Annotated in this window: 25 protein-coding genes and 2 tRNA genes; 10 read left to right on the plus strand and 17 right to left on the minus strand. The window is 71.6% G+C overall.

Annotated features, from left to right (window positions below):
• The first annotated feature begins 37 nt into the window (after window positions 1–37).
• Genes ACT26F_RS09010 through ACT26F_RS09035 form a run of 6 tightly spaced genes read left to right on the plus strand, consistent with a single transcriptional unit; the run spans window position 38 to window position 6,087 of the window.
• The gene (locus ACT26F_RS09010; protein WP_471670182.1) at window positions 38–1,492 is read left to right on the plus strand and encodes an FAD/NAD(P)-binding protein; all 1,455 of its coding nucleotides are present in this window, start codon (window positions 38–40) and stop codon (window positions 1,490–1,492) included.
• Window positions 1,489–2,628, plus strand: a complete 1,140-nt coding sequence (locus tag ACT26F_RS09015) for an LLM class flavin-dependent oxidoreductase (protein ID WP_471670183.1) — start codon at window positions 1,489–1,491, stop codon at window positions 2,626–2,628. The genes ACT26F_RS09010 and ACT26F_RS09015 overlap by 4 nt, the downstream gene beginning before the upstream one ends.
• The gene (locus ACT26F_RS09020; protein WP_471670184.1) at window positions 2,625–3,440 is read left to right on the plus strand and encodes an ABC transporter permease; all 816 of its coding nucleotides are present in this window, start codon (window positions 2,625–2,627) and stop codon (window positions 3,438–3,440) included. Before ACT26F_RS09015 ends, ACT26F_RS09020 begins: the two co-directional genes overlap by 4 nt.
• Window positions 3,422–4,498 (plus strand): taurine ABC transporter substrate-binding protein, encoded by a 1,077-nt coding sequence (locus ACT26F_RS09025; protein ID WP_471670185.1) that lies wholly within the window; start codon window positions 3,422–3,424, stop codon window positions 4,496–4,498. Before ACT26F_RS09020 ends, ACT26F_RS09025 begins: the two co-directional genes overlap by 19 nt.
• Entirely contained in the window at window positions 4,495–5,292 is a 798-nt protein-coding gene (locus ACT26F_RS09030) for an ABC transporter ATP-binding protein (protein ID WP_471670186.1), read from the plus strand. The genes ACT26F_RS09025 and ACT26F_RS09030 overlap by 4 nt, the downstream gene beginning before the upstream one ends.
• 51 nt (window positions 5,293–5,343) lie before the next feature.
• Window positions 5,344–6,087, plus strand: coding sequence for an SDR family oxidoreductase (locus ACT26F_RS09035; protein ID WP_471670187.1), 744 nt, complete (start codon window positions 5,344–5,346; stop codon window positions 6,085–6,087).
• Between the two features lie 18 nt (window positions 6,088–6,105).
• On the opposite strand, the gene ACT26F_RS09040 is transcribed toward ACT26F_RS09035, so the two are convergent.
• The 6 genes from ACT26F_RS09040 to ACT26F_RS09065 all read right to left on the minus strand — a co-directional run bounded on the left by ACT26F_RS09040 (window position 6,106) and on the right by ACT26F_RS09065 (window position 10,562).
• The gene (locus tag ACT26F_RS09040; protein ID WP_471670188.1) at window positions 6,106–6,525 is read right to left on the minus strand and encodes a DUF7144 family membrane protein; all 420 of its coding nucleotides are present in this window, start codon (window positions 6,523–6,525) and stop codon (window positions 6,106–6,108) included.
• A gap of 54 nt (window positions 6,526–6,579) precedes the next feature.
• The gene (locus ACT26F_RS09045) at window positions 6,580–6,957 is read right to left on the minus strand and encodes an SHOCT domain-containing protein (RefSeq protein WP_471670189.1); all 378 of its coding nucleotides are present in this window, start codon (window positions 6,955–6,957) and stop codon (window positions 6,580–6,582) included.
• Window positions 6,958–7,015: 58 nt separating this feature from the next.
• Entirely contained in the window at window positions 7,016–7,615 is a 600-nt protein-coding gene (locus ACT26F_RS09050) for a DUF1775 domain-containing protein (protein WP_471670190.1), read from the minus strand.
• Window positions 7,612–9,258: a copper resistance CopC/CopD family protein gene (locus ACT26F_RS09055; RefSeq protein WP_471670191.1), complete on the minus strand. Its 1,647-nt coding sequence runs from the start codon at window positions 9,256–9,258 to the stop codon at window positions 7,612–7,614. The genes ACT26F_RS09050 and ACT26F_RS09055 overlap by 4 nt, the downstream gene beginning before the upstream one ends.
• Complete coding sequence (locus ACT26F_RS09060) at window positions 9,258–9,965, minus strand: YcnI family copper-binding membrane protein (RefSeq protein ID WP_471670192.1); 708 nt, start codon at window positions 9,963–9,965, stop codon at window positions 9,258–9,260. The genes ACT26F_RS09055 and ACT26F_RS09060 overlap by 1 nt, the downstream gene beginning before the upstream one ends.
• An 87-nt stretch (window positions 9,966–10,052) precedes the next feature.
• Complete coding sequence (locus ACT26F_RS09065; protein WP_471670193.1) at window positions 10,053–10,562, minus strand: hypothetical protein; 510 nt, start codon at window positions 10,560–10,562, stop codon at window positions 10,053–10,055.
• Between the two features lie 61 nt (window positions 10,563–10,623).
• Between ACT26F_RS09065 and ACT26F_RS09070 the strand changes: the two genes are divergently transcribed.
• Window positions 10,624–13,152, plus strand: coding sequence for a DEAD/DEAH box helicase (locus tag ACT26F_RS09070; protein WP_471670194.1), 2,529 nt, complete (start codon window positions 10,624–10,626; stop codon window positions 13,150–13,152).
• A gap of 10 nt (window positions 13,153–13,162) precedes the next feature.
• Here ACT26F_RS09070 and ACT26F_RS09075 read toward each other — a convergent pair whose 3' ends face one another.
• The 8 genes from ACT26F_RS09075 to recO all read right to left on the minus strand — a co-directional run bounded on the left by ACT26F_RS09075 (window position 13,163) and on the right by recO (window position 19,153).
• Window positions 13,163–13,567: a DUF7144 family membrane protein gene (locus tag ACT26F_RS09075; protein ID WP_471670195.1), complete on the minus strand. Its 405-nt coding sequence runs from the start codon at window positions 13,565–13,567 to the stop codon at window positions 13,163–13,165.
• A 107-nt stretch (window positions 13,568–13,674) separates the two neighbouring features.
• A complete protein-coding gene (locus tag ACT26F_RS09080) occupies window positions 13,675–14,844 on the minus strand; it encodes a peptidoglycan-binding domain-containing protein (RefSeq protein WP_471670196.1) in 1,170 nt (389 codons plus the stop codon).
• A 188-nt stretch (window positions 14,845–15,032) separates the two neighbouring features.
• Window positions 15,033–15,108 (minus strand) — tRNA-Glu (locus ACT26F_RS09085).
• A gap of 41 nt (window positions 15,109–15,149) precedes the next feature.
• Window positions 15,150–15,221: transfer RNA gene (locus tag ACT26F_RS09090), tRNA-Gln, on the minus strand.
• Between the two features lie 167 nt (window positions 15,222–15,388).
• A complete protein-coding gene (gene gltX / locus ACT26F_RS09095; protein WP_471670197.1) occupies window positions 15,389–16,858 on the minus strand; it encodes a glutamate--tRNA ligase in 1,470 nt (489 codons plus the stop codon).
• Window positions 16,851–17,630, minus strand: a complete 780-nt coding sequence (locus ACT26F_RS09100) for a fumarylacetoacetate hydrolase family protein (RefSeq protein ID WP_471670198.1) — start codon at window positions 17,628–17,630, stop codon at window positions 16,851–16,853. Before ACT26F_RS09100 ends, gltX begins: the two co-directional genes overlap by 8 nt.
• 42 nt (window positions 17,631–17,672) lie before the next feature.
• Window positions 17,673–18,428 carry an isoprenyl transferase gene (locus tag ACT26F_RS09105; RefSeq protein WP_471670199.1) on the minus strand — a complete coding sequence of 252 codons (756 nt, stop codon included), beginning with the start codon at window positions 18,426–18,428 and terminating at the stop codon, window positions 17,673–17,675.
• Window positions 18,425–19,153, minus strand: a complete 729-nt coding sequence (recO, locus tag ACT26F_RS09110) for a DNA repair protein RecO (protein ID WP_471670200.1) — start codon at window positions 19,151–19,153, stop codon at window positions 18,425–18,427. The genes ACT26F_RS09105 and recO overlap by 4 nt, the downstream gene beginning before the upstream one ends.
• 48 nt (window positions 19,154–19,201) lie before the next feature.
• Here recO and ACT26F_RS09115 point away from each other — a divergent pair, with 48 nt between their 5' ends.
• Complete coding sequence (locus tag ACT26F_RS09115; RefSeq protein WP_471670201.1) at window positions 19,202–20,134, plus strand: 1-aminocyclopropane-1-carboxylate deaminase/D-cysteine desulfhydrase; 933 nt, start codon at window positions 19,202–19,204, stop codon at window positions 20,132–20,134.
• Window positions 20,135–20,138: 4 nt separating this feature from the next.
• On the opposite strand, the gene amaB is transcribed toward ACT26F_RS09115, so the two are convergent.
• Both amaB and ACT26F_RS09125 read right to left on the minus strand, forming a co-directional pair.
• Window positions 20,139–21,641 (minus strand): L-piperidine-6-carboxylate dehydrogenase, encoded by a 1,503-nt coding sequence (amaB, locus tag ACT26F_RS09120; RefSeq protein ID WP_471670202.1) that lies wholly within the window; start codon window positions 21,639–21,641, stop codon window positions 20,139–20,141.
• Complete coding sequence (locus tag ACT26F_RS09125) at window positions 21,638–22,720, minus strand: saccharopine dehydrogenase family protein (RefSeq protein ID WP_471670203.1); 1,083 nt, start codon at window positions 22,718–22,720, stop codon at window positions 21,638–21,640. The genes amaB and ACT26F_RS09125 overlap by 4 nt, the downstream gene beginning before the upstream one ends.
• Window positions 22,721–22,781: 61 nt before the next feature.
• On the opposite strand from ACT26F_RS09125, the gene ACT26F_RS09130 reads away from it, so the two are divergent.
• Window positions 22,782–23,675 carry a LysR family transcriptional regulator gene (locus ACT26F_RS09130; RefSeq protein ID WP_471670204.1) on the plus strand — a complete coding sequence of 298 codons (894 nt, stop codon included), beginning with the start codon at window positions 22,782–22,784 and terminating at the stop codon, window positions 23,673–23,675.
• 55 nt (window positions 23,676–23,730) lie between these two features.
• Here ACT26F_RS09130 and leuA read toward each other — a convergent pair whose 3' ends face one another.
• The gene (gene leuA / locus ACT26F_RS09135) at window positions 23,731–25,464 is read right to left on the minus strand and encodes a 2-isopropylmalate synthase (RefSeq protein ID WP_471670205.1); all 1,734 of its coding nucleotides are present in this window, start codon (window positions 25,462–25,464) and stop codon (window positions 23,731–23,733) included.
• 185 nt (window positions 25,465–25,649) lie between these two features.
• Between leuA and ACT26F_RS09140 the strand changes: the two genes are divergently transcribed.
• Window positions 25,650–26,630 carry a glutathione S-transferase C-terminal domain-containing protein gene (locus tag ACT26F_RS09140; RefSeq protein WP_471670206.1) on the plus strand — a complete coding sequence of 327 codons (981 nt, stop codon included), beginning with the start codon at window positions 25,650–25,652 and terminating at the stop codon, window positions 26,628–26,630.
• The last annotated feature ends 39 nt before the right edge of the window (window positions 26,631–26,669 follow it).

Here is a 26,669-nt window from a genome sequence, read left to right on the forward strand (position 1 = left end):
GCCGAATATGAGTTAGTCATGTTGTTTACTGGACAACATGTTTCCGCCGCGTCCCCCACGGCCGACCGTCCTGGTGATCGGTGCTGGCGCCGGCGGCGTCCTCACGACGGTGCACGCCGCACGCGCCGCGGCGCAGGGCTCCGACGGCGTGAACATCGTGCTCATCGACCCCGCCGAGCTCGGCGGCACGGCCTTCTCGACGACTGACGAGACCCACCTGCTCAACGTCCCCGCGTTCGGCATGAGCGGGTTCCCCGACGACCCCGGCCACTTCGTGCGCTGGCGGGCGCTCGACACGGGCCTGCCCGAGGACCCGCACGAGTTCGCGCCCCGGAGTGCGTGGCGTCGCTACCTAACCGCCACCCTCGCGACGGCGCTGGCCGGGTCGGGCGACCGGGTGACGCTGACCCACGTCCGGCGCGAGGCCGTCCGCGTCGACCGCCGCGAGCGCGGCCTCAGCGTGGGCCTGGACGACGGCACGACGATCGTCGGCGACGCGCTCGCCATCGCCACCGGCCTGCCCGCGCCCACGACCCGGTGGGCGCCGGAGTCGTTGCGGGGCTCGGAGTCGTTCGTCGCCGATCCGTGGGCCCGGGGAGTCCTCGAGCGCGTGCGCGACGACCGGACCTCCCACCCGGACGTCCTGCTCGTCGGCACGGGCCTGACCGCCGTCGACGTCGCCACGACCGTCACGACCGGGGCCCGGCCCGACCGGTTCGTGCACGCTGTCAGCAGGTCGGGCCTGCTCCCGCGTCGCCACGCCGACGGCCCGGCCACCCCCGTCGTGCCCGACGTCTCGGACTGGGGCCACGACCTGAGGTCGATCACGGCCCACGTGCGGCGGCTGTTCGCCGACAGCGAGTCGGCCACGGGCGACTGGCGACCCGCTGCCGACGGCGTGCGGTACCGCACGCAGGAACTGTGGGGCCGGCTCGACGAGCGTGACCGCGCGGAGTTCATGACCCGGCACGCCGGGACCTGGAACCGCCTGCGCCACCGCGTCCCCGGACCCAGCGCGCAGCGCATCGACGGCCTGCGGACGTCCGGGGTGCTCACGGTCGCCGCGGCGCACGTCGTGGACGCGACGGCGCTTCCGACCGGCGGCCTGCGGGTCGACCTGAGCGACGGCACACGCCGCGACGTCGGCTGGGTCGTGAACTGCACGGGCCCACGGCCCGACGTGCGCGAGCTCGGCAATCCGCTGCTCGACGACCTGCTGCGCTCGCGTCCCGGCGGCGCACTCGCCGTGTGCGCCACGGCGGGGATGGGGTTCCGCACCGATGCCGGACGACTCGTCGGCGCCGCCGGACACACGGCTGCCCCGATCTGGGTCCTGGGCGCGCTCCGCCGCGGCGAGCTGTGGGAGTCGACGGCCGTGCCGGAGATCCGCAGCCAGGCCGCCGAGCTCGCCCCGTCCCTCCTCGCATCCGTCGCCGCGCCCCACGGGCTCGCGACGCCGTCCGATCCCCTCACCCAAGGACTTCCCCGATGACCGCCGCGCCGCTGCGCTTCGACTGGTTCCTGCCCACCACCGGTGACAGCCGCGCCCTCGTGGGCGGCGGCCACAGCATCGGCACCGACGTCGGTCGCTCCGGCGGCGCCGACGAGAGCGCCGGGAGGTACCGCGAGCCCGACCTGCGCTATCTCGCACACGTCGCCCGCACGGCCGAGGACCTGGGCTTCGACGCCGTCCTGACGCCCACCGGCACGCCGTGCGAGGACGCGTGGGTCGTCGCCTCGGCGCTCATCCCCGAGACGACGCGGCTCAAGTTCCTCGTCGCGCTGCGTCCCGGCCTGATCAGCCCCACCCTGCTGGCCCAGATGGCCTCCACGTTCCAGCGGATGTCGCACGAGCGGCTGCTGCTCAACGTCGTCGTGGGCGGCGACCCGTCCGAGCAGCTGCGCTTCGGCGACCGCGTCCAGAAGGACGACCGCTACACGCGCGCCGCGGAGTTCCTGCAGGTCTTCCGTGCGGCGTTCACCGAGGCCGGGGCCACCTTCAGCGGCGACCACTACGACGTCGTCGACGCCCGCACGCGCCAGCCCGCGCGCGTCCCCGAGATCTACCTCGGCGGCTCCTCCGCCGCGGCCGGTCCGGTCACCGCGGCACACACTGACGTCTACCTGACGTGGGGCGAGCCGCCCGAGGCCGTCGGCCAGAAGGTCGAGTGGATCCGCAAGCTCGCCGACGAGGAGGGCCGTACCGTCCGCTTCGGGGTGCGCCTGCACTCCATCACGCGCGACCGCTCCGAGGACGCGTGGCGGATCGCCGACGACATGCTCGCGGGCCTCGACCCCGCGGACGTCGCGAAGGCCCAAGAGACCCTCGCGGCCAGCGAGTCCGAGGGCCAGAAGCGCATGCGCGAGCTGCACCGCGGCCGGTACGACCGCACGGACGCCCACTCCCTCGAGGTGCACCCGGGCCTGTGGGCCGGCGTGGGCCTCATGCGCAGCGGCGCCGGGACGGCCCTGGTCGGCAGCCATGCCGAGGCCGCCGACCTGATCGAGCAGTACGCGGCCGTCGGCATCGAGGAGTTCGTGATGTCGGGCTACCCGCACGTCGAGGAGGCGTACTGGTTCGCCGAGGGCGTGCTGCCCATCCTGCGCCGGCGCGGACTCGTCACGTGAGCGGCAGACTCGTCCGCCGCTGGTGGCCGCACGTGGCCACCCTGGCGGTGGTCCTGCTCGTCTGGGCGGGGATCGCCCGCGCCGATCTCGTCCAGCCGACGTACCTCACGCCCAGCCCGAAGGAGGTCTGGGACGCCTTCGTGCGCGCGAACACGTACCACGAGATCGGCGGTGGGGTCGATCGCGTCGTCCGCGGCGAGGAGGGCTACTTCCTGTGGGAGCACCTGCTCGTGAGCCTTGAGCGGATCGGCGCCGGCCTGCTCGCGGCCGTCCTCGTCGGCATCCCGCTCGGCCTGCTGATGGGCACCGTGACGTGGTTCGGCGAGCTCGTCGGCCCGTACGTCGACTTCCTGCGCTCGATCCCGCCGCTGGCGTACATCGGCTTCCTCGTCGCCTGGTTCGGCATCTACGACGCCTCGAAGATCTGGCTGCTGTTCCTGGCCGCCTTCCCGCCGATCGCGCTCGCCACCGTCAACGGCGTGCGCGGTGTGCGCGAGGACCAGCTCAACGCGATCCGCACGCTGGGCGCCACACGCCGCCAGACCGTCACCCGGGTGCTGCTCCCGGCCACCATCCCGGACATCCTCAGCGGCCTGCGGGTCGCCGTGGGCTTCGCGTGGACGACGGTCGTCGCGGCCGAGCTGGTGAACGGCATCCCGGGCATCGGCGGCCTGGCCTACCTCTCGGGAACGCAGAACAAGATCGCCCTGTCGATCGCCTGCATCATCGTCATCGGCCTCACCGCGATCGCCCTCGACGCACTCATCCGCACCATCGAGAAGACACTCGCCCCGTGGCGAGGAAAGGACTGACCATGAAGGCCTTCACGATCGCGGCGGCCGCCGCGGCCGCCGCACTGACCCTGACCCTCTCGGCCTGCGGCGTCGGCGGCGACGAGGCCAGCGCCTCGTCCGGCGACTGCCCCTTCGCGGCGGACGACTCGTTCACCGGCACGCTGCGCCTGGGCTACCAGAAGATCCCGAACGCCGACGTCGTCGTGAAGGACCAGAAGGTGCTCGAGAACTGCCTGCCCAACGCCACCGTGAAGTGGAGCAACTTCGCCTCCGGCGGCGACGTCGTCCAGGCGTTCGGCGGCGGCAGCCTCGACATCGGCCTGGCCGGCTCCTCCCCCAGCACGAAGGCCCTCTCGGCCCCGCTGAACCTGCCGGTCTCGGTGATCTGGATCCACGACGTCATCGGCACGGCGGAGTCCCTCGTGGTCCGCGACGGCGTCGAGGCGACCTCGATCAAGGACCTCAAGGGCAAGACGATCGCGACGCCGTTCGGCTCGACCGCGCACTTCTCGCTGCTGCAGGCCATCACCGACGCCGGCGAGGACCCGGCCGACTACAAGCTCGTCAACTCCGAGCCCGAGCAGATCGCGCCGGCGTGGGGCCGTGGCGACGTCGACGCGGCGTGGATCTGGGACCCCACCCTCAGCGAGCTGAAGAAGCAGGGCGGCACCGTGATCCTGTCGAGCGCGGACACGGCCAAGGCCGGCAAGCCCACCTTCGACCTCGCGATCGCCGACAACGAGTTCGTGGCGAGCAACCCCAAGGTGCTCGCGGTGTGGGCGAAGGCGCAGGACTGGGCCATCCAGCAGATCCAGGACGATCCCGACAAGGCCGCCGAGAGCGTCGCGGTCGAGGTCGGCGTCTCGACCGACGAGGCGAAGGCGCAGTTCTCCGGCCTGACCTACCTCAGGGCGGCCGAGCAGGTCGGTCCGGACTACCTGGGCGGCAAGCTCGGTCAGGACCTGTTCGCGACCGCGCAGTTCCTGCTCACGCAGGACGGCATCTCGAAGGTCGCCGACGAGTCGGTCTACGTCGACGGGGTGGATCCCTCGCCTGCGGAGGCCGCGGCGCAGTGAGTGCCGTCGCCTCGGTCGGGAACGGCCACGACCTCGCGGTCGTCGTCGCGGGCCTGGAACAGCGCTTCCAGGCCCGCGGCACCGAGGTCCGTGCCCTCGACGAGATCGACCTGGTGATCCAGCCGGGCGAGTTCGTCACGCTGGCCGGACCCTCGGGCTGTGGCAAGACGACCCTGCTGCGACTCATCGCGGGCTTCCTGCCGCCCACCTCGGGCACGATCGAGGTGGGCGGCAGGGCCGTGAGCGGGCCCGGAGCCGAGCGCGGCGTCGTCTTCCAGCGGCCGACGCTCTACCCGTGGCTCGACGTGCGCGCGAACGTCGCACTCGGGCCGCGCCTGCGCGGCCTCGGCAAGGCCGAGCGGAACCGCATCGCCGACCACCACCTCGAGTTAGTCGGCCTGACGGACTCGGCGCGGCTACGCCCGTACGAGTTGTCCGGCGGCATGCAGCAGCGCGCGCAGATCGCCCGCGTGCTCGCGAACGATCCCGAGATCGTGCTCATGGACGAGCCCTTCGGCGCCCTCGACGCGCTGACCCGCGAACGCCTGCAGGACGAGCTGCTGACGATCTGGCGCGAGACCGGCAAGACGATCCTGTTCATCACGCACGACGTCGAGGAGGCGGTCTTCCTGGGCACCCGCGTTCTTGTGATGAGCCCGCGACCCGGACGGATCGTGTTCGACGAGCCGGCCCGGTTCTCGACCGAGCACCGGCAGATCCCGCCCGAGGACCTGCGCGCCCTGCCGGAGTTCTCGGCTCTCGTCAACCGGGTCCGCGCGGCGATCCGACACTGATCCGGCACCCACCTGATGTGGGACTCTGGTGCCGATCGAGGAGGTCGAACGATGAGGATCGCGATCGCCGGCGGCACGGGAGTCGTCGGATCACGCACGGCCGAGGCGTTGACGGACGGCGGGCACGAGGTCGTGCTGCTGACCCGCGGCCACGGGGTCGACCTGCTCAGCGGGTCGGGGGCGGACGCGGCGCTGGCCGGCGTGGACGCCGTGGTCGACACGCTCAACGTGTCGACCGTGTCGGCGCGCAAGGCCACGGAGTTCTTCACGACCGCGACGGGCCACCTCGTGTCGGCGGCCCACCGCGCCGGGGTCGGTCACGTGGTGCTGCTGTCGATCGTCGGCATCGACCGCATCCCCCACGACTACTACGCGGGCAAGCTGGCGCAGGAGCGCGTCGTCGAGGACGGGCCGGTCCCGTCGACGATCCTGCGCGCGACCCAGTTCCACGAGTTCGCGGGACAACTGCTCGAGCGGACGTCCCTGGGGCCCCTGCACCTGGCGATCCGCGCGCGGGTCCAGCCGATCGCGGCGCGCGAGGTGGGGGCCCGGCTCGCGGCCCTGGCCACCGGCACGCCGCTCGGTCGCGCCGCCGATCTCGCGGGGCCTCGCGAGGAGGCACTCCACGAGATGATGCGCGCGTACGCACGGCACACCGGAACCGGCGGACGGTTCCTCACGGTCAGCCTGCCGGGCAGGCAGATGCGCGGGATGCGCCAGGGCCTCGCCCTGCCCGGCCCTGACGCCGATCTCGGCCGTCAGACGTTCGCCGACTGGCTCGCCGACCTCGAGTGAGGCGCGAGCCGCACCGTCTCAGCGACGCTCGCGGGCGTTCATCTGGGTCAGCGTCGCCCACATCACCACGACGTTGAAGACGAGAATCGCGATCGCCCACCACGGGTAGTAGGGGATCCACGCGAAGGACGCCACGGCGCCGATCGCCGCGACCGCAGCGCCCGTGACGACGGCCCACGTCTTGCCCAGGACCAGGCACACGCCGACCGCGACCGCGAGCGCGCCCAGGACGAGGTGGATCCAGCCCCACCCCGTCAGGCTCAACGCGTAGACGTACTCCTGCCCGACGACGTACAGGTCGTCCTTCGCCAGGGCCGAGATGGCCGCCAGGATCTGGAACACGCCGACCGTCGCGAGCATCGCGCCGGCGAAGCTGATCACTCCGGACGAGATCGCGCTCTCCTTGTCGGTGGGCCGCGGGGGCTGGTAGCTGCTCATCATGCACTCCTCAGATGGGTCGTCGATCGATCGTGCTCGCCGGGTCCGGGACCGTCAGGCGAGCGCCTTGGCCTTGAGCGCCGCGAACTCCTCGTCCGTGATCGCACCGGAGTCGAGCAGCTTCTTGGCCGAGGCGATCTCGTCCGCCGGTGACGACGACGCCACGGTGCGGATGTAGGCGTCGGTGTCCGCCTTGGCCTGGTTGAGCTGGGCGGCCGAACGACGGGCCATGCCGCCGCCGCGCGCGATCAGGTAGACCAGTGCCGTGATCGCCGGCAGGAAGATCAGGAAGAAGACCCACACGGCCTTCAACCAGCCCGACAGCTCCTGATCACGGAACAGGTCGATGATGATGTTGAACAAGACCATGAGGTAGGCCATGAAGAAGAAGATCGTCACGGTCCACCAGAAGAACTCCCAGAAACTGTCCATGCCGACACTCTGACACCAATTCCAGCCGTTGTGACCCAACTGCGTGGTGAGTCGCGTGTCACGATCGTCGCCGGCGCACCGTCCACGTGGTGCCCGCGGCGAGCGTCACGAGGGCGAATACCGCCGCCGCGACGGCTTCGGCGCCGGCTCCGGCACTCGTCGGAGCGGGACTCGACGCCCGCAGCGACGGGTCGACCGTCGCACTCGTCGCGACGAATCGCGGTGCCGGATACGGGTCGTCGTCGGCCTTCCCGGTCCACTCGTACGGCTCGGCCCCGCGGCAGGCCTGGACCACCGGGAAGGGCACCGTGTCGCCCGGACTCGCCCCGACGCGGGCCGTGACCACGAACTCCGCGCGTCGACCGTCCGGGATCCCCGGACCGGTCCACACGACGGTGTCGCCGTCGATCCGGTGGCTCCACCCGTCGGGCTCGCCGGCGCCGAGGACGGCGGTGTGGTCGGGAACCGTGAGGGTGAGCTCGTCGGTCGGCTCCTGGCCCTGGCAGCCGTGGTCGAACGAGAACACGAGGTCGACGGTGCCGTCCCCGTGCGGCCGGACGGCGTCGAGCAGGACGTGGGCCTGAGCCGGACCGGCGGCCAGGACGAGGCAGGTCAGCAGCGCCGCCGCGATCGTGCGGGCGAGGATGCGCAGGCTCATGGGATCTCCACCGTTCCGGTGACGACGGGGTTCTCGAACTCGCTGAGCCGGACGGACAGCGTGATCGTCCACGCACCGGGCAGCGGCAGGTCGCACGTGGCCTCCCACGTGCCGGGCCCGGACGCCGACAGCGGCCGCTCCAACGGGCCGATGTCGTTGGCCTTCAGCGCGACCGAGAGGCTCGGCGTCCCGAGGACGTCGACGGGTTGGTCGTCCTCGCCGGTGACCGAGACCTGCACGGCGTTGACGCCGCGCCGCACGGGCGTGACCACGACCGTCGCGCGCGTCGTGTCGTCCAACGGCAGGTCGAGGGTCTGCGAGGCGATGCGCGGCTGCGTGACGGCGGACCGCGCGGGCGGCGTCTGGGTGACGAGCACGGAGGTCGCGAGGAGCACCGCGCCGATCAGACCGGCCTCGACGCGCACCGACCGGGTCAGGGTCCGCTCGGCCGCGGCGTCGCCGCGATCCTCGATCCGGGCCCGGAGGCCGAACCGGTTCCAGGCGGCGATCGCGAGCACAGGCAGGACGAGTGCCGACTTGAGCAGGACGAGCCGGCCGTAGTCGGTCTCCCACAGGCCCGCCAGCGAGTGACCGATCCGCCAGTAGAGCGCGACGCCGGCGACCAGCAGCGCCGCCACGGCCCAGCCCGCGACCTCGGAGAACCGGGAGATCAGCAGGGCCCGGGTCTTCGGTCGCAGGCGCGGCTGCACCGTCAGGCAGATCCCGAGCGCGATCAGCCCACCCCACCAGACCGCGCCGGCGACGACGTGCACGAGATCGGCGGTCAGGACCAGCCAGGCCGGGCCGAAGCTCCGGGTGTGGCCGACGACGGCGAGCGACCCCAGGGCCAGTGCCGCGCCCGCGACCGACACCACCGGACGGTCGCGGTACAGGGCCGCGAGCGCGACCGCGGTGCCGAGCAGCACGAGGTCCGCCGCCAAGAGGGCGGGCGAGTCCGCCGCGCCCGGCCACGTCGAGGCGTCGAGGATCGCCGACAGCGACCGGCCCGACTCCCACAGGGCCGACAGCGGCACGAGGGCGACCTGCCCCACCACGCCAACCACTCCGGCCGTCGTCGCGACCCGGCGCAGCCGGGGCCCCGCGACCTCGTGACGCGCCACGGCGGACGGCGCCATCATCGCGACGAACCCGACGATGCCGGCCATCGCCAGCAGGCCCGCGTACCGCGCCGCCTCGGCGCCGATCCGGACGAGGTTGACCTCGCGCTGCTCGCTGCCCGTCGGCACCTGCACGACCGAGGACGAGGGCGCTCCGACCGAGAACGTGAAGCCGCCGGCGACGGGGTGGGTGTCGGCCGAGACGACGCGCCACGACACGACGTACGTGCCCCGCGCGAGTGCGGTTTCCGGTCGGAAGGTCAGCACGTCGTCGCGGACTGCGATCTCGGCGTCGATCGGCGCGCCGGCGGCGTCCAGCAACTGGTTCCCCGCGGCCGGCAGCGACACCGGCTCGTCGAACGTCACGGTGACCCGATCCGGCGCGGTGGCCACGACCTGGCCGTCGGCCGGATCGGTGGCCACCGGCCGCGCGTGCGCGAACGCCGCGGCCGGCCACGCGACCAGCACGATCAGGGTCCCGGCGAACAGGACGCGCCATCGCGCTCGCCGGGAGGCTGCGGGCATCACGCGGAGGCCCGGCTCCGCGCCAGTGCGGTGCCACCGACCCCGAGGCCGAGCGCGCCGAGCACGACGCCGGTCCAGCCGAGGACGTTCGAGCCGTCGGAGTCGTCCGACGCCGCGGCGGGCTCATCGGACTCCCCCGCATGACCGTGATCGCCGTCCTCGGCCGCGGTCGTCTCGAGGAACGGCGCCGGCGACTCGGGCTCGTCCTGGCCCTCCTCGTAGGTCTGCGTCCAGGCGGTCTCGCCCTGCTCACACGTCTGGATGACCGGGAAGACGAGCTTCTCGCCCTCCTGCGCCGGGAGCTGGAGCGACAGCGCCATCGTGTCGCGGTAGCCGTCCGGCAGGGCGGACTTCGCGGTGTAGACGACCTGCGCGACCCGTTCGGTGTACTGGCCGCCGTGACCGTCGTCGACGGGCGTGTCGAGCTTCTCCATCTGCTTGCGGACCGTCCAGTTCGGGTTCACGGTGGGCGTCACCGCGATGACCTGCTCGGGCATCTTGACGGTGACCTCGGTCGTCGGCGAGCCGTCGCAGCCGTGGCCGACCGAGAAGGTCAGGACGGTGTACGAGCCGGCCGCCGTCGTCGAGGGCGTCACGGTGACGTGGGCCGAGGCGATCGCGGCCGAGGCCAGCACCAGTCCGGAGGCGCCGGCGACGGACGCGAGGGCACGCAGGACGGGGCGAAGGGCAGGGTGGGACGAGGACATGGGGTTCTCCTGAGTTCACGGGATGCCTGCCGGTGGCAGGCGCTAGCGACCGCGCGACCGACGGTCGCGAGGTGGGACGGAACGAGCTCAGGCAGGCGGTGGGCCGCGGCGGGTGACGACGTCGTCGAGCACGCTCGGCAGCGCCATCGACAGCGCCGTGGCGCGGACCGTCGGCGCGGTCGCCACGACCGGACGCGCCACGAGCAGCGGTCGCAGGCGTCGGGTCCACGACTCCCACAGCGCCCACCAGGTCCGCTCGACGTGCGCGATGGCCAGGCCCGTCGCGCCAAGCGCCAGCGCGTGCCACGCCAGCATCGTCGGCGACGGGGCCATCAGGTGACCGTGGACGTATCCGGACAGCAGGTGGACCACGACCTGCGGAACGGCCAGCAGTCCGATCACGACGGCGAGCGACAGCCGTCGCCTCGCCGCCCACCAGGCCGCGCCGGTCGCCGCGGCGACCACCGGCACGAGGACGACCACGGGAGGCGTCGTCCCCTCGCCGAGTGCGTGGGCGACCGTCGCGGTCAGCGTCACCCACAGGCCGATCGACGCGGCCCGCACGAAGCGAGCGAGCGACGATCCGGGGGCGAGCACGCACAGCATCCTAATGACCGGCGCCGACCGCCCGGCGTGCGGCTGCTGCGAGACTGGAGCCGTGCGCCTCGTCGACCTGCTCCCTGCCGACGGCGACGAGGACGGGGTCTACGCCGCGATCACGGACTGGGTCGCCGAGCGCGGGCTGACCCTCTACCCGGCCCAGGACGAGGCGATCCTGGAGTGCGTCGCCGGCTCGAACGTCGTCCTCGCGACCCCGACCGGATCGGGCAAGTCGCTCGTCGCCACCGCGGCGATCGCGGCGGCCCTCGCGCGCGACGAGTGCTGCGTGTACACCGCCCCGATCAAGGCGCTCGTGAGCGAGAAGTTCTTCGACCTGTGCGAGGTGTTCGGCGCCGAGAACGTCGGCATGGTCACCGGTGACGCGGCGGTGAACGCCGATGCGCCGATCATCGCCGCGACGGCGGAGATCCTCGCGAACCAGGCGCTGCGCGAGGGCGCCGACGCCGACCTCGGCCTCGTCGTGATGGACGAGTTCCACTTCTACGCCGACCCCGAGCGCGGCTGGGCGTGGCAGGTGCCGCTCATCGAGCTGCCGCAGGCGCAGTTCCTGCTCATGTCGGCGACCCTGGGCGACACGACCGGCCTGATCGCCGACCTGGAGCGCCGCACCGGCCGCGACACGGCCCTGGTCGCCTCGGCCGAGCGGCCCGTGCCGCTCGTCGGCGAGTACGTGACCACGACCGTCCACGACACGCTCGAGCAACTCGTCGAGACCGGACAGACCCCCGTCTACGTCGTCCACTTCACGCAGGCGTCGGCCGTCGAGCGTGCCCAGGCGGTGACGAGCGCCAAGATCGCCACCCGGGCGGAGCGCGACGCGATCGCCGCCCACCTCGGCGAGTTCCGGTTCACCTCCGGCTTCGGCAAGACGCTGTCGCGACTGATCCGCGCCGGGGTGGGCGTGCACCACGCGGGCATGCTCCCCCGGTACCGACGCCTCGTCGAGACCCTCGCCCAGCAGGGCCTGCTCAAGGTCATCTGCGGCACCGACACCCTCGGCGTCGGCATCAACGTGCCGATCCGCACGGTCCTGTTCAGTGGCCTGACGAAGTTCGACGGCACGCGCCAGCGGCAGCTGCAGGTCCGCGAGTTCCAGCAGATCGCGGGGCGCGCCGGGCGGGCGGGCTTCGACACGATCGGCCACGTCGTCGCCGAGGCGCCCGAGCACGAGATCGAGAACGCGCGGCTCGTCCGCAAGGCCGGGGACGACCCGAAGAAGCTCAAGCGGATCCAGCGCAAGCGAGCGCCCGAGGGCTTCGTCTCGTGGGGCCAGGCGACGTTCGAGCGACTCATGACCGGCACCCCCGAGCCGCTCGGCTCGTCGATGCGGATCAGTCACGCGATGGTGCTCGACGTGCTCAGCCGCCCCGGCGACGCCCGCGAGGCGCTGGCCCGCCTGATCGAGGAGTCGGGCGAGACGCCGGAGTCCAGGTCACGGCTCGTGGCACGCGTCGACGCGATCATCGAGTCACTGCTGGCCGGCGGCGTCGTCGAGCCGATCGACCCGCCGGACGCCGAGGGCCGCACGCTGCGGCTGACGGTCGACCTGCAGCAGAACTTCGCGCTCAACCAGCCGCTGTCGCCCTTCGCGGTGGCGGCGCTCGACCTGCTGGACCTCGAGTCCGAGCACCATGCGATGGACGTCGTGTCGGTGATCGAGGCGACCCTGGAGGATCCGCGCCCCGTCATCACGGCGCAGCGGAACCGGGCTCGTGGCGAGGCGGTCGCCGAGATGAAGTCCGAGGGCATCGAGTACGACGAGCGGATGGAGCTGCTCGAGGAGGTCGCGCACCCGCAGCCGCTGCGCGAGCTGCTCGAGGCCGGCTACGAGGCCTACCGCCTCGGCCACCCGTGGGTCGCCGACCACGAGCTGCGACCGAAGTCCGTGGTGCGCGAGATGTGGGAGCGCGCGATGACGTTCACCGAGCTCGTGTCGGAGTACCAGCTGGCCCGCTCCGAGGGACTCGTCCTGCGCTACCTCGCGGACGCGTACAAGACCCTGTCGCGCACGGTCCCGGTGACGGCGCGCACGGACGAGCTCAACGACGTGATCGAGTGGCTGGGCGAGTTGGTGCGCCAGACGGACTCGAGTCTGTTGGACGAGTGGGAGGCGCTCATCCACCCGGGCACCGATCCCGAGGCCGTGCGGCCGATCGGCCAGGGCGGCGCACCCCCGCGCCCGCTCACCGGCAATCCGCGCGCGTTCCGGGTGCTCGTGCGCAACGCCCTGTTCCGGCGGGTCGAACTGGCCGCGCTGGGCCGCTGGGACGCACTCGGCGATCTCGACGGCGATGCGGGCTGGGACGCCGCGGCGTGGCACGAGGCGATCTCGCGGTATCGCGAGGACTACCCCGACGTGGCCCAGCCGATCGGCACCGGGCCGGACGCGCGCGGGCCGTCGCTGTTCGACGTCACCGAGGGCGCCGACCACTGGGTCGTGCGGCAGACCTTCGACGATCCGCAGCGCGACCGCGACTGGGGCTTCACCGCCCGGGTCGACCTGCCCGCCAGCGATGCCGCTGGCGAGCCGGTCGTCCGGCTGGAGTCGGTCGGCCCCTTCGGCTGAGCCGGTCGACTCAGTAGCTGCGTGCCTCTTCGCGAAGGCGGCTCAGGGCCCAGATCGCGGCGATGTCGAACGCGATCAGCGCGATCGACCACCACGGCGTGTAGGGCAGCCAGGCGAAGTTGGCGATCGCCGAGATGATCGCCAGCGCGATGCCCGCGACGAGCGCCCAGCTCTGCTGGATCCAGACGCCGAAGCCGACGGCGATCAGCAGGGCGCCGATGATCAGGTGGATCCAGCCCCAGGACGTCAGGTCGAGCGCGAACACGTAGTTCGGCGTCGTGACGAAGACGTCGTCGTTCGCGAGTGCGGCAATGGACTGGATGATCTGGAACACGCCGATCGTGACGAGGGCGGCGCCGGCGAAGCTGCCGACGCCGACGGCCCACGGGCCGGCGCTACGGGTCGGTTGGGTCATGGTGGTCTCCATTCGAGTTTTTTCGATTGTGGAGTATTGCGACCAGATTCGTCACCACCCGTGACGGGGTGGCTTGCGTCGGGCCAACGTCTCGGTCGGCGAGGTCGCTACTTCGACGACGGGCTGCTCGAGGGACTCGAGGCGCTCGCCGGGGTCCGGCTCGAGAAGTCCGCGGCGGCATCCTGCGCGTCGGCGATGGCCTTCTCCAGGGCCGCGATCGTGGCTGCGTCGACCGTTCCGGTGGGCTTGACGCCCAGCTCGGTCTGGAAGTCCTCGAGCGCCGCGGTCAACTCGGGCGTCCACTCCCCGTCGACCGGACCGTCCCAGAAGCCGGCGAGCTTGAGCGTCTGCTGGAGCGCCGCCGTGGACGCCGTCGCGGCCTGGGCGATGGCGCCGCCCTTCGCGACGAGGTCGGCCTGGAGCGCGGCGGCGGTCGCCTTGTCGACGGCTCCGGTGGCCGGCAGTCCGTGGGCCTGCTGCAGCGCCTTCACGGCGTCGACCGTCGCGGGGCCGTGGACGCCGTCGACGTCCCCGTCGTAGTAGCCCGCGTCGGACAGCGACTGCTGCAGCGTCGTGGTGTACTGGCGGACTGCTGCCTCGGCCTGCACCGCCTGCTCGTCCGTGAGGCAGCCGGCGTCGGCGAAGAGCCGCAGCCAGGACAGCTCCAGGGCCACGGCGGCCGCGTTGAACTGCTGCGAGGCCTGCGCCAGCGGGGTCCCGTCCGTGATGCCCTCCAGCGCGGCGGCGAACTGCGACTCGGCCTGCTCGACGCGGTCGACCGTCGCGGCGGGCGCCAGCGGCTTCGGAGTACTCGATGCCGTCGCCGTGGTCTCGGCGGACGAGTCCTTCGCGGCGGCCAGGTCCGCCTTCGCCTCGGCCAGCTCCCGCGTCGCGTCCGTGACGTCCTGCTGCGCCTCGACGGCGGCCTCCGCCCCGTCCATCGCGTCCTCGCGAGGGTCCTCGAGATCGGCGCCCGCGTCCCGGACGTCGCCGACGGTCGTGGTGGTCTCGGTCAGCACGTCGCCGTACCGGTCCAGCGACGTGATGTAGCTCTTGCTCGCGCCGCAGAACTCCTCGGAGGTCTCCGTGAAGTCGGCCTTGGCGTCCGCGAGGTCTTTCTCCTTCGCCGCGACCCGGGCCTCGGCGGCCTTGAGCGCCGCGTCGCCGTCCCCCTCGCCGCAGCCGGCCAGGCTGAGCGTCAGGACGGCCCCGACGGCAGCGAGTGCCACCGACGTTCGGGGTCGGCGGGCGTCCGGTCGGCGCGCGATCCGTGCCATGGCGGCCTCCTCGGGACCTGCACTCGGGGCCTGGCGCCTCCGACGGAGCAGCGAGCAAGGCTCGCGCGGCCAAGGTAGCGGGCCCCGGGGGATCGTCGCCACCGCCTGTATCGGGTGAAGCACCGGCACGGGAGACGAGAAACGGCCCGTGATTCCAGTTCAACACCGGAATCACGGGCCGTTTACGCTGGTAGCCCCGACGGGATTCGAACCCGCGCTACCGCCTTGAGAGGGCGGCGTGCTAGGCCGCTACACAACGGGGCCAGCGGTGAAAACGCTATCAGATCGCTCTGTCGGCGTTCTCGCTGGGGTACTAGGACTCGAACCTAGAATGGCGGTACCAGAAACCGCTGTGTTGCCAATTACACCATACCCCAAGGGGTATCGGATCACTGTCTCGCGACCGCTCTCCGAACCGAGGAACCACTTTACCGGACGGGTGCTGGAGCACCCAAATCGGCCCCCGGACGACTGATCTTGAGGCGTTCGGGTGGCTATACCCACCCGAACGCAGAAAGATCCGTGACCCGCGGGGCTCGAGCCGTCAGAGGACGGCGTCGAGGCGGGCCAGGGAGGTGTCGCGGCCGAGCAGCTCCATCGACTCGAACAGCGGCGGGCTGATCCGGCGGCCGGTGACGGCGACGCGCACGGGGCCGAACGCGACGCGCGGCTTGAGGCCACGCTCCTCGATCAGCGCGAGGCGCAGGGCCGCCTCGATGCCCTCGGTGGACCACTCCCCGAGCCCGTCCAGCGCGTCGCGCGCGGCCTTCACGACCTCGAGGCCCTCGGGCGCCAACTGCTTCGCGGCGTCGTCGGGATCGACCGTGAAGTCGTCGCCGGCGAACAGGAAGGCGAGCATCTCGGCCGCCTCGGTGAGCAGGTTGCTGCGCTCCTGCACGAGCGGTGCCGCCTGCGCGACGAGCGCCGGATCGACGCCGGCGGGCAGGTACGGCAGCAGGCGCGACACGAACTCGTCGGCCGACAGCATCCGCACGTGGTCGCCGTTGATCGCCTCGCACTTCTTGATGTCGAAGCGCGCCGGGTTCGGGTTGACGCGCTCCACCTCGAACGCCGCCGTCATCTCGGTCATCGTGAAGATGTCGCGGTCCTCGGCGATCGACCAGCCGAGCAGGGCGAGATAGTTCAGCAGGCCCTCGGGCAGGAAGCCCTGGTCGCGGTAGCCGAGCAGGTTCGACTCCGGATCGCGCTTGGACAGCTTCTTGTTGCCCGAGCCCATGACGTAGGGCAGGTGCCCGAAGCGCGGCGTGAAGCCGCTGCCCACGCCGATCTGCGCGAACGCCTCGTACAGGGCCATCTGGCGCGGGGTGGACGACAGGATGTCCTCGCCGCGCAGGACGTGCGTGATCCCCATGAGCGCGTCGTCGGTCGGGTTCGTGAGCGTGTAGAGCGGCTGACCGTTGGCGCGCACGATCACGAAGTCCTGCACGTTCTCGGCACCGAACGTGATCGGGCCACGGACGAGGTCGTCGAACGTCCAGTCCTTCTCGGGCATCTTGAACCGGATGACGGGCTGGCGCCCCTGCGCCTCGAACGCCGCCTGCTGCTCGGGCGTGAGGTCGCGGTGCAGGCCGTCGTAGCCGCTCGGGCGGCCCTCGGCGCGCGCCTGCTCGCGGCGCTGCTCCAACTCCTCGGCGCTGTCGTAGGCCTTGTACGCGAACCCGGCCTCGAGCAGGCGCTGCGCGACGTCGGCGTACACGTCCATCCGCTGGCTCTGCCGGTACGGGCCGTTCGGTCCGCCGACCTCGACGCCCTCGTCCCAGTCCAGGTCCAGCCACCGCATGACGTCGATCAGCAGGTCGTACGACTCCTGGCTGTCACGGCTCGCGTCGGTGTCCTCGATCCGGAACACGAACCGACCGCCGTGGTGCCGCGCGAACGCCCAGCTGAACAGCGCCGTGCGGGCCATCCCGACGTGCGGGTTGCCGGTCGGCGAGGGGCAGAACCGCGCGACGACGTCCGCGCCGGTCGCCTCGGTCCATCGGGTCTCACTCATCGTCCACCACCGGGTTCGTCAGGGTGCCCAGACCGTCGATCGTGACGGACACGGAGTCGCCGGGCGTCATCTGGCCGACACCGTCGGGCGTCCCGGTCAGGATCACGTCGCCGGGCAGCAGGGTCATGAAGCTGGTCACGTACTGCAGGATCGTCGGCACGTCGAACACCATGTCCGCCGTGCGGCCGTCCTGCTTCGTCTCACCGTTCAGGGTCGTGCGCACGCGCACGTCGGACGGGTCGAAGTCGGTCTCGATCCACGGGCCGAGCGGGCAGAACGTGTCGAAGCCCTTCGCCCGCGCCCACTGGCCGTCCGTGGCCTGCAGGTCGCGCGCCGTCACGTCGTTCGCCACGGTGTAGCCGTAGATCACCTTGCTCGCGTCCTCGAGCGTGAGGTTGCGGCAGATCCGGCCGATCACGATCGCCAGCTCACCCTCGAAGTGCACGTTCTGCGACTGCTTGGGGTGGAAGATGGGCTCGCCCGGCCCGATGACGGACGTGTTCGGCTTGAGGAAGATCAGCGGCTCCTTGGGCACCTCGCCGCCCATCTCGGCCGCGTGCGCGACGTAGTTCTTGCCGACGCACACCACCTTGCTGCGCGGGATGACCGGCGCGAGCAGCCGCACGTCGTCGAGTGGGATCTTCTCTCCCGTCAGCTCCAGCGGAGTGTAGAGAGGGTCGCCCTTGACGGGCGCGATGATCTGGGTGTCGCCATCGGCACCGATGACCCCGAAACGGGGGTCGTCGTCGCCGGCGAATCGAGCCACGCGCATGACTGCCAGCCTATCGGGAGACTCCGACCGCGGCGTCAGCCGTCAGGCGGAGCCGTAGCGCCGTTGCCGGGTGGCGTACTCCTCGACCGCGGTCCAGAAGGCCCGGCGGTCGACGTCCGGCCACGCAATGTCGCTGAACACGAGCTCGGCGTACGCCGACTGCCAGGGCAGGAAGTTGCTCGTGCGCTGCTCGCCGGACGTGCGCCAGAACAGGTCGACGTCGGGCATCCACGGCTCGTCGAGGTAGCGCGCGAACGTGGCCTCGGTGACCTTGTCCGGGTTGACGCGGCCGGCGCGGACGTCGCGGGCCAGCGCCGCGGCGGCATCGGCGATCTCGGCCCGGCCGCCGTAGTTGACGCACATCGTCAGGGTGCAGACGGTGTTGTCCTTCGTCAGCTCCTCGGCGGTCTCGAGCTCGGTGATGACGCTGCGCCACAGTCGAGGCCGGCGACCGGCCCAGCGGACGCGCACCCCCAGCTCGTGCATCTCGTCGCGACGCCGGCGGATCACGTCGCGGTTGAAGCCCATGAGGAACTTCACCTCTTCAGGCGACCGCTTCCAGTTCTCGGTGCTGAAGGCGTACGCGCTGACGGCCTTGACGCCGATCTCGATCGCGCCCTCGACGACGTCGAACAGGGCGGCCTCGCCGGCCTTGTGACCCTCGGTCCGGGGCAGCCCGCGCTCCTTCGCCCACCGACCGTTGCCGTCCATGACGATCGCGACGTGCCGGGGCACCTGGTCGGGGTCGAGCCGCGGCGGCTGGGCCCCCGAGGGATGGGGCGTCGGGGGTCGGGTCATCGATCCACGTGGGCCAGGGAGCGCAGACCGCGCTCGAGATGCCAGGACAGGTAGTTCGCGACGATGCCGCCGGCCTCGCGCCGGGACCGCTCGTCGGCCAGCGCGACCGCGGGCCAGTCGCCCGCCAGCAGCCCCGCGAGCAGCGCGACCGTGGTGGCGGCGGGCACCGACGACCCGGGGACGCGGCAGCCGTCGCACAGCATGCCGCCGGAGCCGGCGTTGAAGTGCCGGTGAGGTCCTTCGAGGCCGCAACGCGCGCACGCGTCGAACGACGGGGCGTATCCCGCGATCGCGAGGGAGCGCAGCTGGAACGAGTCGAGCAGGACGCCGGGCGGCTGGCGGTGCTCGGTGAGGGCTCGCAGCGCGCCGACGAGCAGGTGGTACTGGGGCACGGACGGCTCGGCGGTGTCGGCCACGAGCCGCTCGGCGGTCTCGAGCATCGCGGTGCCGGCGGTGTAGGCGGCGTAGTCGGCGCCGAGGTGCGCGGCGAACGGGTCGATCGTCTCGACCTGCGCGACGATGTCGAGCGTGCGGCCCTCCGCGAACTGGACGTCGACGTGCATGAACGGCTCGAGCCGGCCGCCGAATCGGCTGGACGTCTTGCGGACCCCCCGGCCGACCGCGCGGACCACGCCGCGCCCGCGCGTGAGCATCGTGACGATGCGGTCGGCCTCGCCCAGCTTCTGGGTGCGCAGGACGACACCGGAGTCGCGATAGGTGCCCACGGTCCCATTGTGCCCGCCGTGGCCGACCGTCCTGCGTAGGCTGACCGCATGCTGCTCGACGATCGGCCGCGCGCGGCCCTGGGCGTGTGGCCCACTCCCCTGCAGGACGTCGACGGACTGTGGAGGAAGCGCGAGGACCTGAGCGGCTTCGGCTTCGGCGGCAACAAGGTCCGCAAGCTGGAGTTCCTACTGGGCGACGCGCTCGCGAAGGGCCAGCACCACGTCGTGACGTTCGGTGCGCTCCAGTCGAACCACGTCCGCGCGACCGCCGCCGCGTGCGCCCGGCTCGGGCTGCACCTCGATGCGGTCGCCGTCCAGGCGGTGCCGCGCGACGACCTCGACTACGTGGCCTCGGGGAACGCGATGCTGACCGAGCTGTACGGCGCCACCCGGCACGTCGTGGCCGACGACGAGGCGGCCGGCGCGCTCGCGCTGTCGCTGGTGGAGCGGCACGGCGACGATCTCGCGATCGTGATGCCGGGCGGATCGGACCGGATCGGCACGCTCGGACACGTCGACTCGGCGCTCGAGCTGTACACGCAGCTGACCTTCGACCCGCGCGAGGTCGTGGTCGCCGCCTCCACGTGCGGCACGATGGCCGGGCTCGTGATCGGCCTCGCGGAGGCCGACGTCGACACGGTCGTGCGCGGCGTGTGCGTCTACCACTCGCTCGAACAGACCGAGGCGACGTTGCGCGACCTGCTGGCCCAGACGTCCGAGGAGCTGGGCGTGCCGGTCCCCGACGACGACCGGTGGGTGCTCGACGACTCGCAGTTCGGCGACGGCTACGGCATCCCCACGGCCGCCGGGCTCGCCGAGATCCACCGCCTCGCGACGACCGCCGGGATCACCCTCGACCCGGTCTACACGGCCAAGGCCTATGCCGCGATCCCCCGCGACCCCGACCTGCGCCGCGACACGGTCTTCCTGCACACCGGCGGCGGACCGTCGCTCTTCGCGTACCGGTCCGCGCTGGCGTGACGGATCAGCCGAAGTCGACGCCCTGGGCGAGCGGCAGCTCGGTCGAGTAGTTGATCGTGTTGGTGGCCCGGCGCATGTAGTTGCGCCATGCGTCGGAGCCGGACTCGCGGCCACCGCCGGTGTCCTTCTCGCCGCCGAACGCGCCGCCGATCTCCGCACCGGACGTCCCGATGTTGACGTTCGCGATGCCGCAGTCGGACCCCGGCGCCGAGACGAAGAGCTCGGCCTCGCGGACGTCCAGCGTGAAGATCGCGCTCGACAGCCCCTGGGCGACGTCGTTGTGCAGGCCGATCGCCTCGTCCAGGTCGGAGTACGTCAGCACGTAGAGCAGCGGCGCGAACGTCTCGGCCTTCACGATGTCGGTCTGCGCAGGCATGTCGACGATCGCCGGGTGCACGTAGTGACCACCCTCGACCGCATCGGCGACCGAGCCGCCGGTCAGGACGGTGCCGCCGTCGGAGCGGGCCTGGTCGATCGCCTTCTCGAACGCCGCCGCGGCGGACGCGTCGACGAGCGGCCCGACGAGGGTGCCGGAGTCCAGCGGGGAGCCGATCGGCAGCGTCTCGTACGCCGCCACGAGCCGCTCCACGAGCTCGTCCTTGATCGACTCGTGGGCGATGACACGGCGCAGCGACGTGCACCGCTGGCCGGCGGTGCCGACGGCGGAGAACACGATGCCGCGCACCGCCAGGTCGAGATCGGCCGAGGGCGCGATGACGGCGGCGTTGTTGCCGCCGAGCTCGAGCAGCGTGCGGCCGAGCCGGGCCGCGACGCGCGGGGCGACCTCCTTGCCCATGCGGGTCGAGCCCGTGGCCGAGACGAGCGGGACACGCGGGTCGTCGACGAGCGCCTCGCCGACCTCGCGCGCGCCCACGACGACCTCCAGCAGGCCCTCGGGAGCACCGGCGCGGCGGGCAGCCTCCGCGGCGATCGCCCGGCAGGCCAGCGCCGTCAGCACGGTCTTCTCCGACGGCTTCCACACGACGGTGTCACCGCACACGAACGCGAGCGCGGCGTTCCACGACCACACCGCGACCGGGAAGTTGAACGCACTGATCACGCCCACGACGCCGAGCGGGTGCCACTGCTCCATCATCCGGTGCCCGGGCCGCTCGCTCGCGATCGTGAGCCCGTGCAGCTGGCGCGAGAGGCCGACCGCGAGGTCGCAGACGTCGATCATCTCCTGCACCTCGCCGAGGCCCTCCGAGACGATCTTCCCGGCCTCGATCGTGACGAGCGCGCCGAGGTCGTCCTTGTGCTCACGCAACAGGTCGCCCAGCTCGCGGACGAAGCCTCCGCGCACGGGGGCGGGAACGGTGCGCCACTGCTCGAAGGCGGCGTGGGCGCGTCCGACGGCCGCGCCGACCGAGTCGGCCGTGTCGGCGGACAGCCGGCCGAGCTCGGAGCCGTCGATCGGGGTGCGACACACGATCTGCCCGTCCGGCGTGAACGGCAGGTCGGCGCCCAGCCGCTCGAAGATCTGCGAGACGTCGTCTGCAACGGTCATGGATCGACCTTTCCGTGGGAGGCGAAGAGTTGGCCGGAGGTGGTGGCGAGCAGGTCGGCCAGCCGGATGTCCTCCTGGCGGACGAAGCCCGTGTCGGGCAGGACGCCCGAGGCGACCAGCTCGACGACCGACACGGCGCTGGCCGCCGTCGTCCAGCTGATGGCGCGCCACGGACGGCCGTCGATGTCGATCGGCAGGTAGCCGCGGACGTGGTTCTCGCGGAACGGCTGCCCCTCGAGGACGCCCTCGACCGCCGCGTGCATGTAGACGACATCGTCGTTGACCGGCGGCTTGGCGTCGACGAGGATCCGGCCGACCAGCTCGCGCTCGTCGCGCAGGTTCAGCTCGTCGAACAGGAAGTGCATCTGGCGGAAGTGACCGGGGTACCGCAGCGTCTTGTAGTCGAGCCGCTGGACGCGGCCCTCGTACGTCTGGCACATCGTGCCGAGTCCGCCCGACGTCAGGGCGGCCTCCAGCTCGATGCCGCCGATGAAGACGCGCTCCTTCTCGGTCATGGCGGGCACCATCTTGCGGTCGCCCGAACGCAGCACCTCGCAGTCGTTGAGGTACTCGTTGACGACGCCCTCGGCCGACCAGTTGAACGCGTAGCCCAGCAGCCCCGTGGGGTTCTGCGGCAGCGCCCCGACCTTGAGCTCGATGCTGCGGATGCTCTCGAACCGCTGGGCCAGACTGGCCCCGACGATGCCGATCAGGCCCGGCGCGAGACCGCACTGCGGGACGAACACGCTGTCGGGCCGGGCGTGCGAGAGCTCCATGACCCGGTTCGTGGTCGGGACGTCCTCGGTGAGGTCGAAGTAGTGCGTGCCGGTGTCGTACGCGGCCTCCGCGACCGTGATGTTCAGGTGGTACGGCAGGCACGAGACGACGGCGTCGACGGCGTCGAGGGCCGCCCGCACGGAATCGCCGTCGGCGACGTCGAGGGCCGAGGTCTCGAAGCCGAGGTCGCCCCGTTCCCGGGCGTCGAAGCCGATGACCTTGAACCCCGCGCGGACGAGCAGGTGCGCGACCAGCTCCCCCACCTTGCCCAAGCCGAACACGGCGACGCTGTCGATGCTCACCCTCCCATCGTCTGCCTGATGTCGAATACTGTCTACCGTAAGTTGAACTAATGGAGGCGAGATGAAGGACCTACCCGATCCGGGCCGCCTGCGGCTGCTGGCCGACGTCGCCCAGCACGGCACGATCGCGGGCGCCGCGCGGGCCAACGGCATCACCGCCTCGGCGGTCTCGCAACAGCTCACGACCCTCGAGCGCGAATGCGGGGCGCCCCTGCTGGAGCGACTCCCCCGCGGCGTCGCGCTGACCGCCGCCGGAGAGCTGCTGGCCGAGCGCGGACGCACTCTCGTCCGCCTGCTCGAGGCGGCACGCGGCGACGTCGACGGCTTCGACGACCGGCTCACCGGACGCGTGCGGATCGGATCGATCGCCTCGGCGGCACAGGAGATCGCCCTGCCCGCGATCGAGCGCCTCGCGGACGACCTCCCGGGCATCGACGTCACGCTGAGCGTCGCCGAGCCGCATGCGAGCCTGACCGCCCTGCACGAGGGCCGGATCGACCTCGCCCTCGTCGACGTCTACGAGCACGCGCCGATGGCGATGCCCTCGCGGGTCAGCGCGACCACCGTCCTGAGCGAGCCACTGGTGCTGATCGGGCGCGAGGACTTCGCGCCCGGGACCCGCCTGGCCGACCTCGCCGATGCGCGGTGGGTGTTGCCCCCGGCAGAGGCGGCGTGCGGCCAGGCGGTCCGGTACGCGTGCCGCCAGTCCGGCTTCGAGCCCAACGTCCGTTGGGAGACCGACGACCTGCAGTTGCTGTCGATCGCCGTCGCCGCGGGCCAGGGGGTCGCCCTGTTGCCGCGACTGGCGATCGACGTCGACCGTCCCGGCCTGCACACCGCCGTTCCGGCGGGATCGGGTCTGGGACGCGACGTGCGTGCGGTGGTGCGCTCGGGCGAGCGGGATCGTCCGCTGCTCCGAGCCGTCACCGACGCCCTGCTGAAGCGCTGGCAGTGACGTTCGAGGGGCGTTTCGCGCGAGAAGTGCCCTCGAACCTCACTGCCAGCGGGCCTCAGGACTTCGGAATCGTGATCGCCTCGGCGCGGTTGGCGGCGCAGACGACGGCGCGAAGGGACGCGGTCACGATGTTCTCGTGGATGCCCACGCCCCACACGACCTCGCCGGCGATCTCGCACTCGACGTAGGCGGCCGCCCGCGCATCGCCACCGGAGCTGAGCGCGTGCTCGCTGTAGTCCAGGACGCGAATGTCGGCGCCGGCCTGGCGCATCCCGTCGACGAACGCGGCGACGGGGCCGTTGCCCTCGCCCTTGAACGACCGCTCCTGGTCACGGACGACGAGGTCGACGACCTGCTCGTCGCGACCGTCCTCGGTCGTCACGGAGGTGAACCGCGACAGGGCGTACGGGGTGTCGCGGTCCAGGTACTCGGTGGTGAACGCGCCCCAGATCTCCTCGGGCTGGATCTCGCCGGCCTCGCCCTCGGACAGCTGCTGGATCGCGCGGCTGAACTCGATCTGCAGACGGCGCGGCAGGTCGAGCTGGTGCTCGGTCTTCATGATGTACGCGACGCCGCCCTTGCCGGACTGGCTGTTCACGCGGATGACGGCCTCGTACGTGCGGCCCACGTCGTGCGGGTCGATCGGCAGGTACGGCGCCTCCCACGGCAGCTCGGACACCGGCACGCCCTGCTCGGCGGCCTGGCGGTCGAGGTCCTCCAGGCCCTTCTTGATGGCGTCCTGGTGCGAGCCGGAGAAGGCCGTGTAGACGAGGTCGCCCGCGTACGGGTGGCGCGGGTGCACCGGCAGGTTGGTGCAGTACTCGACGGTGCGACGGACCTCGTCGATGTCGGAGAAGTCGATCTGCGGGTCGATGCCCTGGCTGAACAGGTTCATGCCCACCGTGACCAGGTCGACGTTGCCCGTCCGCTCGCCGTGGCCGAACAGGCAGCCCTCGACGCGGTCGGCGCCGGCCATCATCGCCAGCTCGGTCGCGGCCACGGCGGTGCCGCGGTCGTTGTGCGGGTGCAGCGAGATCGCGACGGCGTCGCGGCGACTGATCGAGCGGCTGAACCACTCGATCTGGTCGGCGTAGACGTTGGGCGTGGCCATCTCGACCGTGGCCGGCAGGTTCAGGATGATCTCGCGGTCGCCCTCGGGCTGCCACACGTCCATGACCGCCTCGCACACCTCGAGGCTGAACTCCAGCTCGGCGCCCGTGAAGATCTCGGGGCTGTACTGGTAGCCGAACGCCGTGTCGCCCAGGTTCTGCTCGGCGTACTTCATGACCAGCTCGGTGCCGCGCGTGGCGATCGCCCGGCACTCGTCACGGTTGACGTTGAACACGACGCGCCGGAACAGCGGGGCCACGGCGTTGTACATGTGGATGTTCGCCCGCGGCGCTCCGACCAGCGACTCGGTCGTGCGCTCGATCAGGTCCTCGCGGGCCTGCGTCAGGACCGAGATCGTGACGTCCTCGGGGACGGCGCCGCCCTCGATCAGCGAGCGGACGAAGTCGAAGTCCGTCTGGCTGGCCGACGGGAAGCCGACCTCGATCTCCTTGTAGCCCATCCGCACGAGCGTGTCGAACATGCGGCGCTTGCGGGCCGGCGTCATCGGGTCGATGAGGGCCTGGTTGCCGTCGCGCAGATCGGTCGAGAGCCAGCGGGGCGCCTTCGTGATCTGGGCTGCGGGCCACGTGCGGTCGGGCAGGTCGATCGGCGCGAACGCCTGATAGCGACCGAACGGCATCGGCGACGGCTGCTGGGGGGAAACGGGGTTGTTGCGCATGGTGGTCGGATCTTCCTCGGGTGGCTCGGTGTGAGCGGGAGCGGCGGTCGGGAGAACACGAACACCGCGCCGAGGGGTCCGACCTAGAGGACCTCGACGCGGCAGCGAAGGAGAATCCCGACGAAGCGCATGATGCGGTCAGCGTAGCACCGGCCGGGCGCGTCGTCGGTCGCTAGGGTCGGACCATGGCCGAGCAGGAGCACTCCACCGAAGGCGCGTACGTCACTGCAGGCGCCGAGTACGACCGGGACATGAACTACATCCCGGACCGGATCACGGCCGGTGGCGGTGTGCCCCGCGACGACCGCGCCGGCATCGGGACGACGGCGCTGGCCGACGCCCCGCGCTGGCCCGTGGAGCCCGGTCGCTACCGGCTCGTCGCGGCGAAGGCGTGCCCGTGGGCCACCCGGGCGCTCATCGTGCGCGACCTGCTCGGACTCCAGGACGTGATCAGCGTCGGCCTGCCCGGACCCACCCACGATGCGCGCAGCTGGACCTTCGACCTCGACCCCGGCGGCGTCGACCCCGTGCTCGGCATCGAGCGCCTCCAGCAGGCCTACTTCGCCCGCCACCACGACTACCCGCGCGGCATCACCGTGCCCGCGATCGTCGAGGTCGCGACCGGGAAGGTCGTCACGAACGACTTCCCGTGGATCACCCACGACTTCTTCTTCGAGTGGCGCGACTTCCACCGCGAGGACGCCCCCGACCTGTGGCCCGCCGCCGTGCGCGACGAGATGGAGGACGTCATGAAGCGGGTGTTCACCGAGGTGAACAACGGCGTCTACCGGTGTGGATTCGCGGGCTCGCAGGAGACCTACGAGGCGGCCTGCGACCGACTGTGGACCGCGATGGACTGGCTCGAGGAACGCCTCGCCGATCGCCGCTACCTCATGGGCGACACGATCACCGAGGCGGACGTGCGGCTGTTCACGACGCTCGTGCGCTTCGACGCCGTCTACCACGGCCACTTCAAGTGCAACCGCCAGAAGCTGACCGAGATGCCGCACCTGTGGCGCTACGCGAAGGACCTGTACCACCAGCCGGGGTTCGGCTCGAACACCGACTTCGAGCAGATCAAGCGGCACTACTACGTCGTGCACACCGACATCAATCCGACCCAGATCGTGCCGAAGGGACCCGACCTGTCGGTGTGGGACGCCTGACGCGACTGTCGTGCAGGCACGACAGCGAATCGTCCGGCT

The organism is Aeromicrobium sp. SP1 (assembly GCF_055663785.1).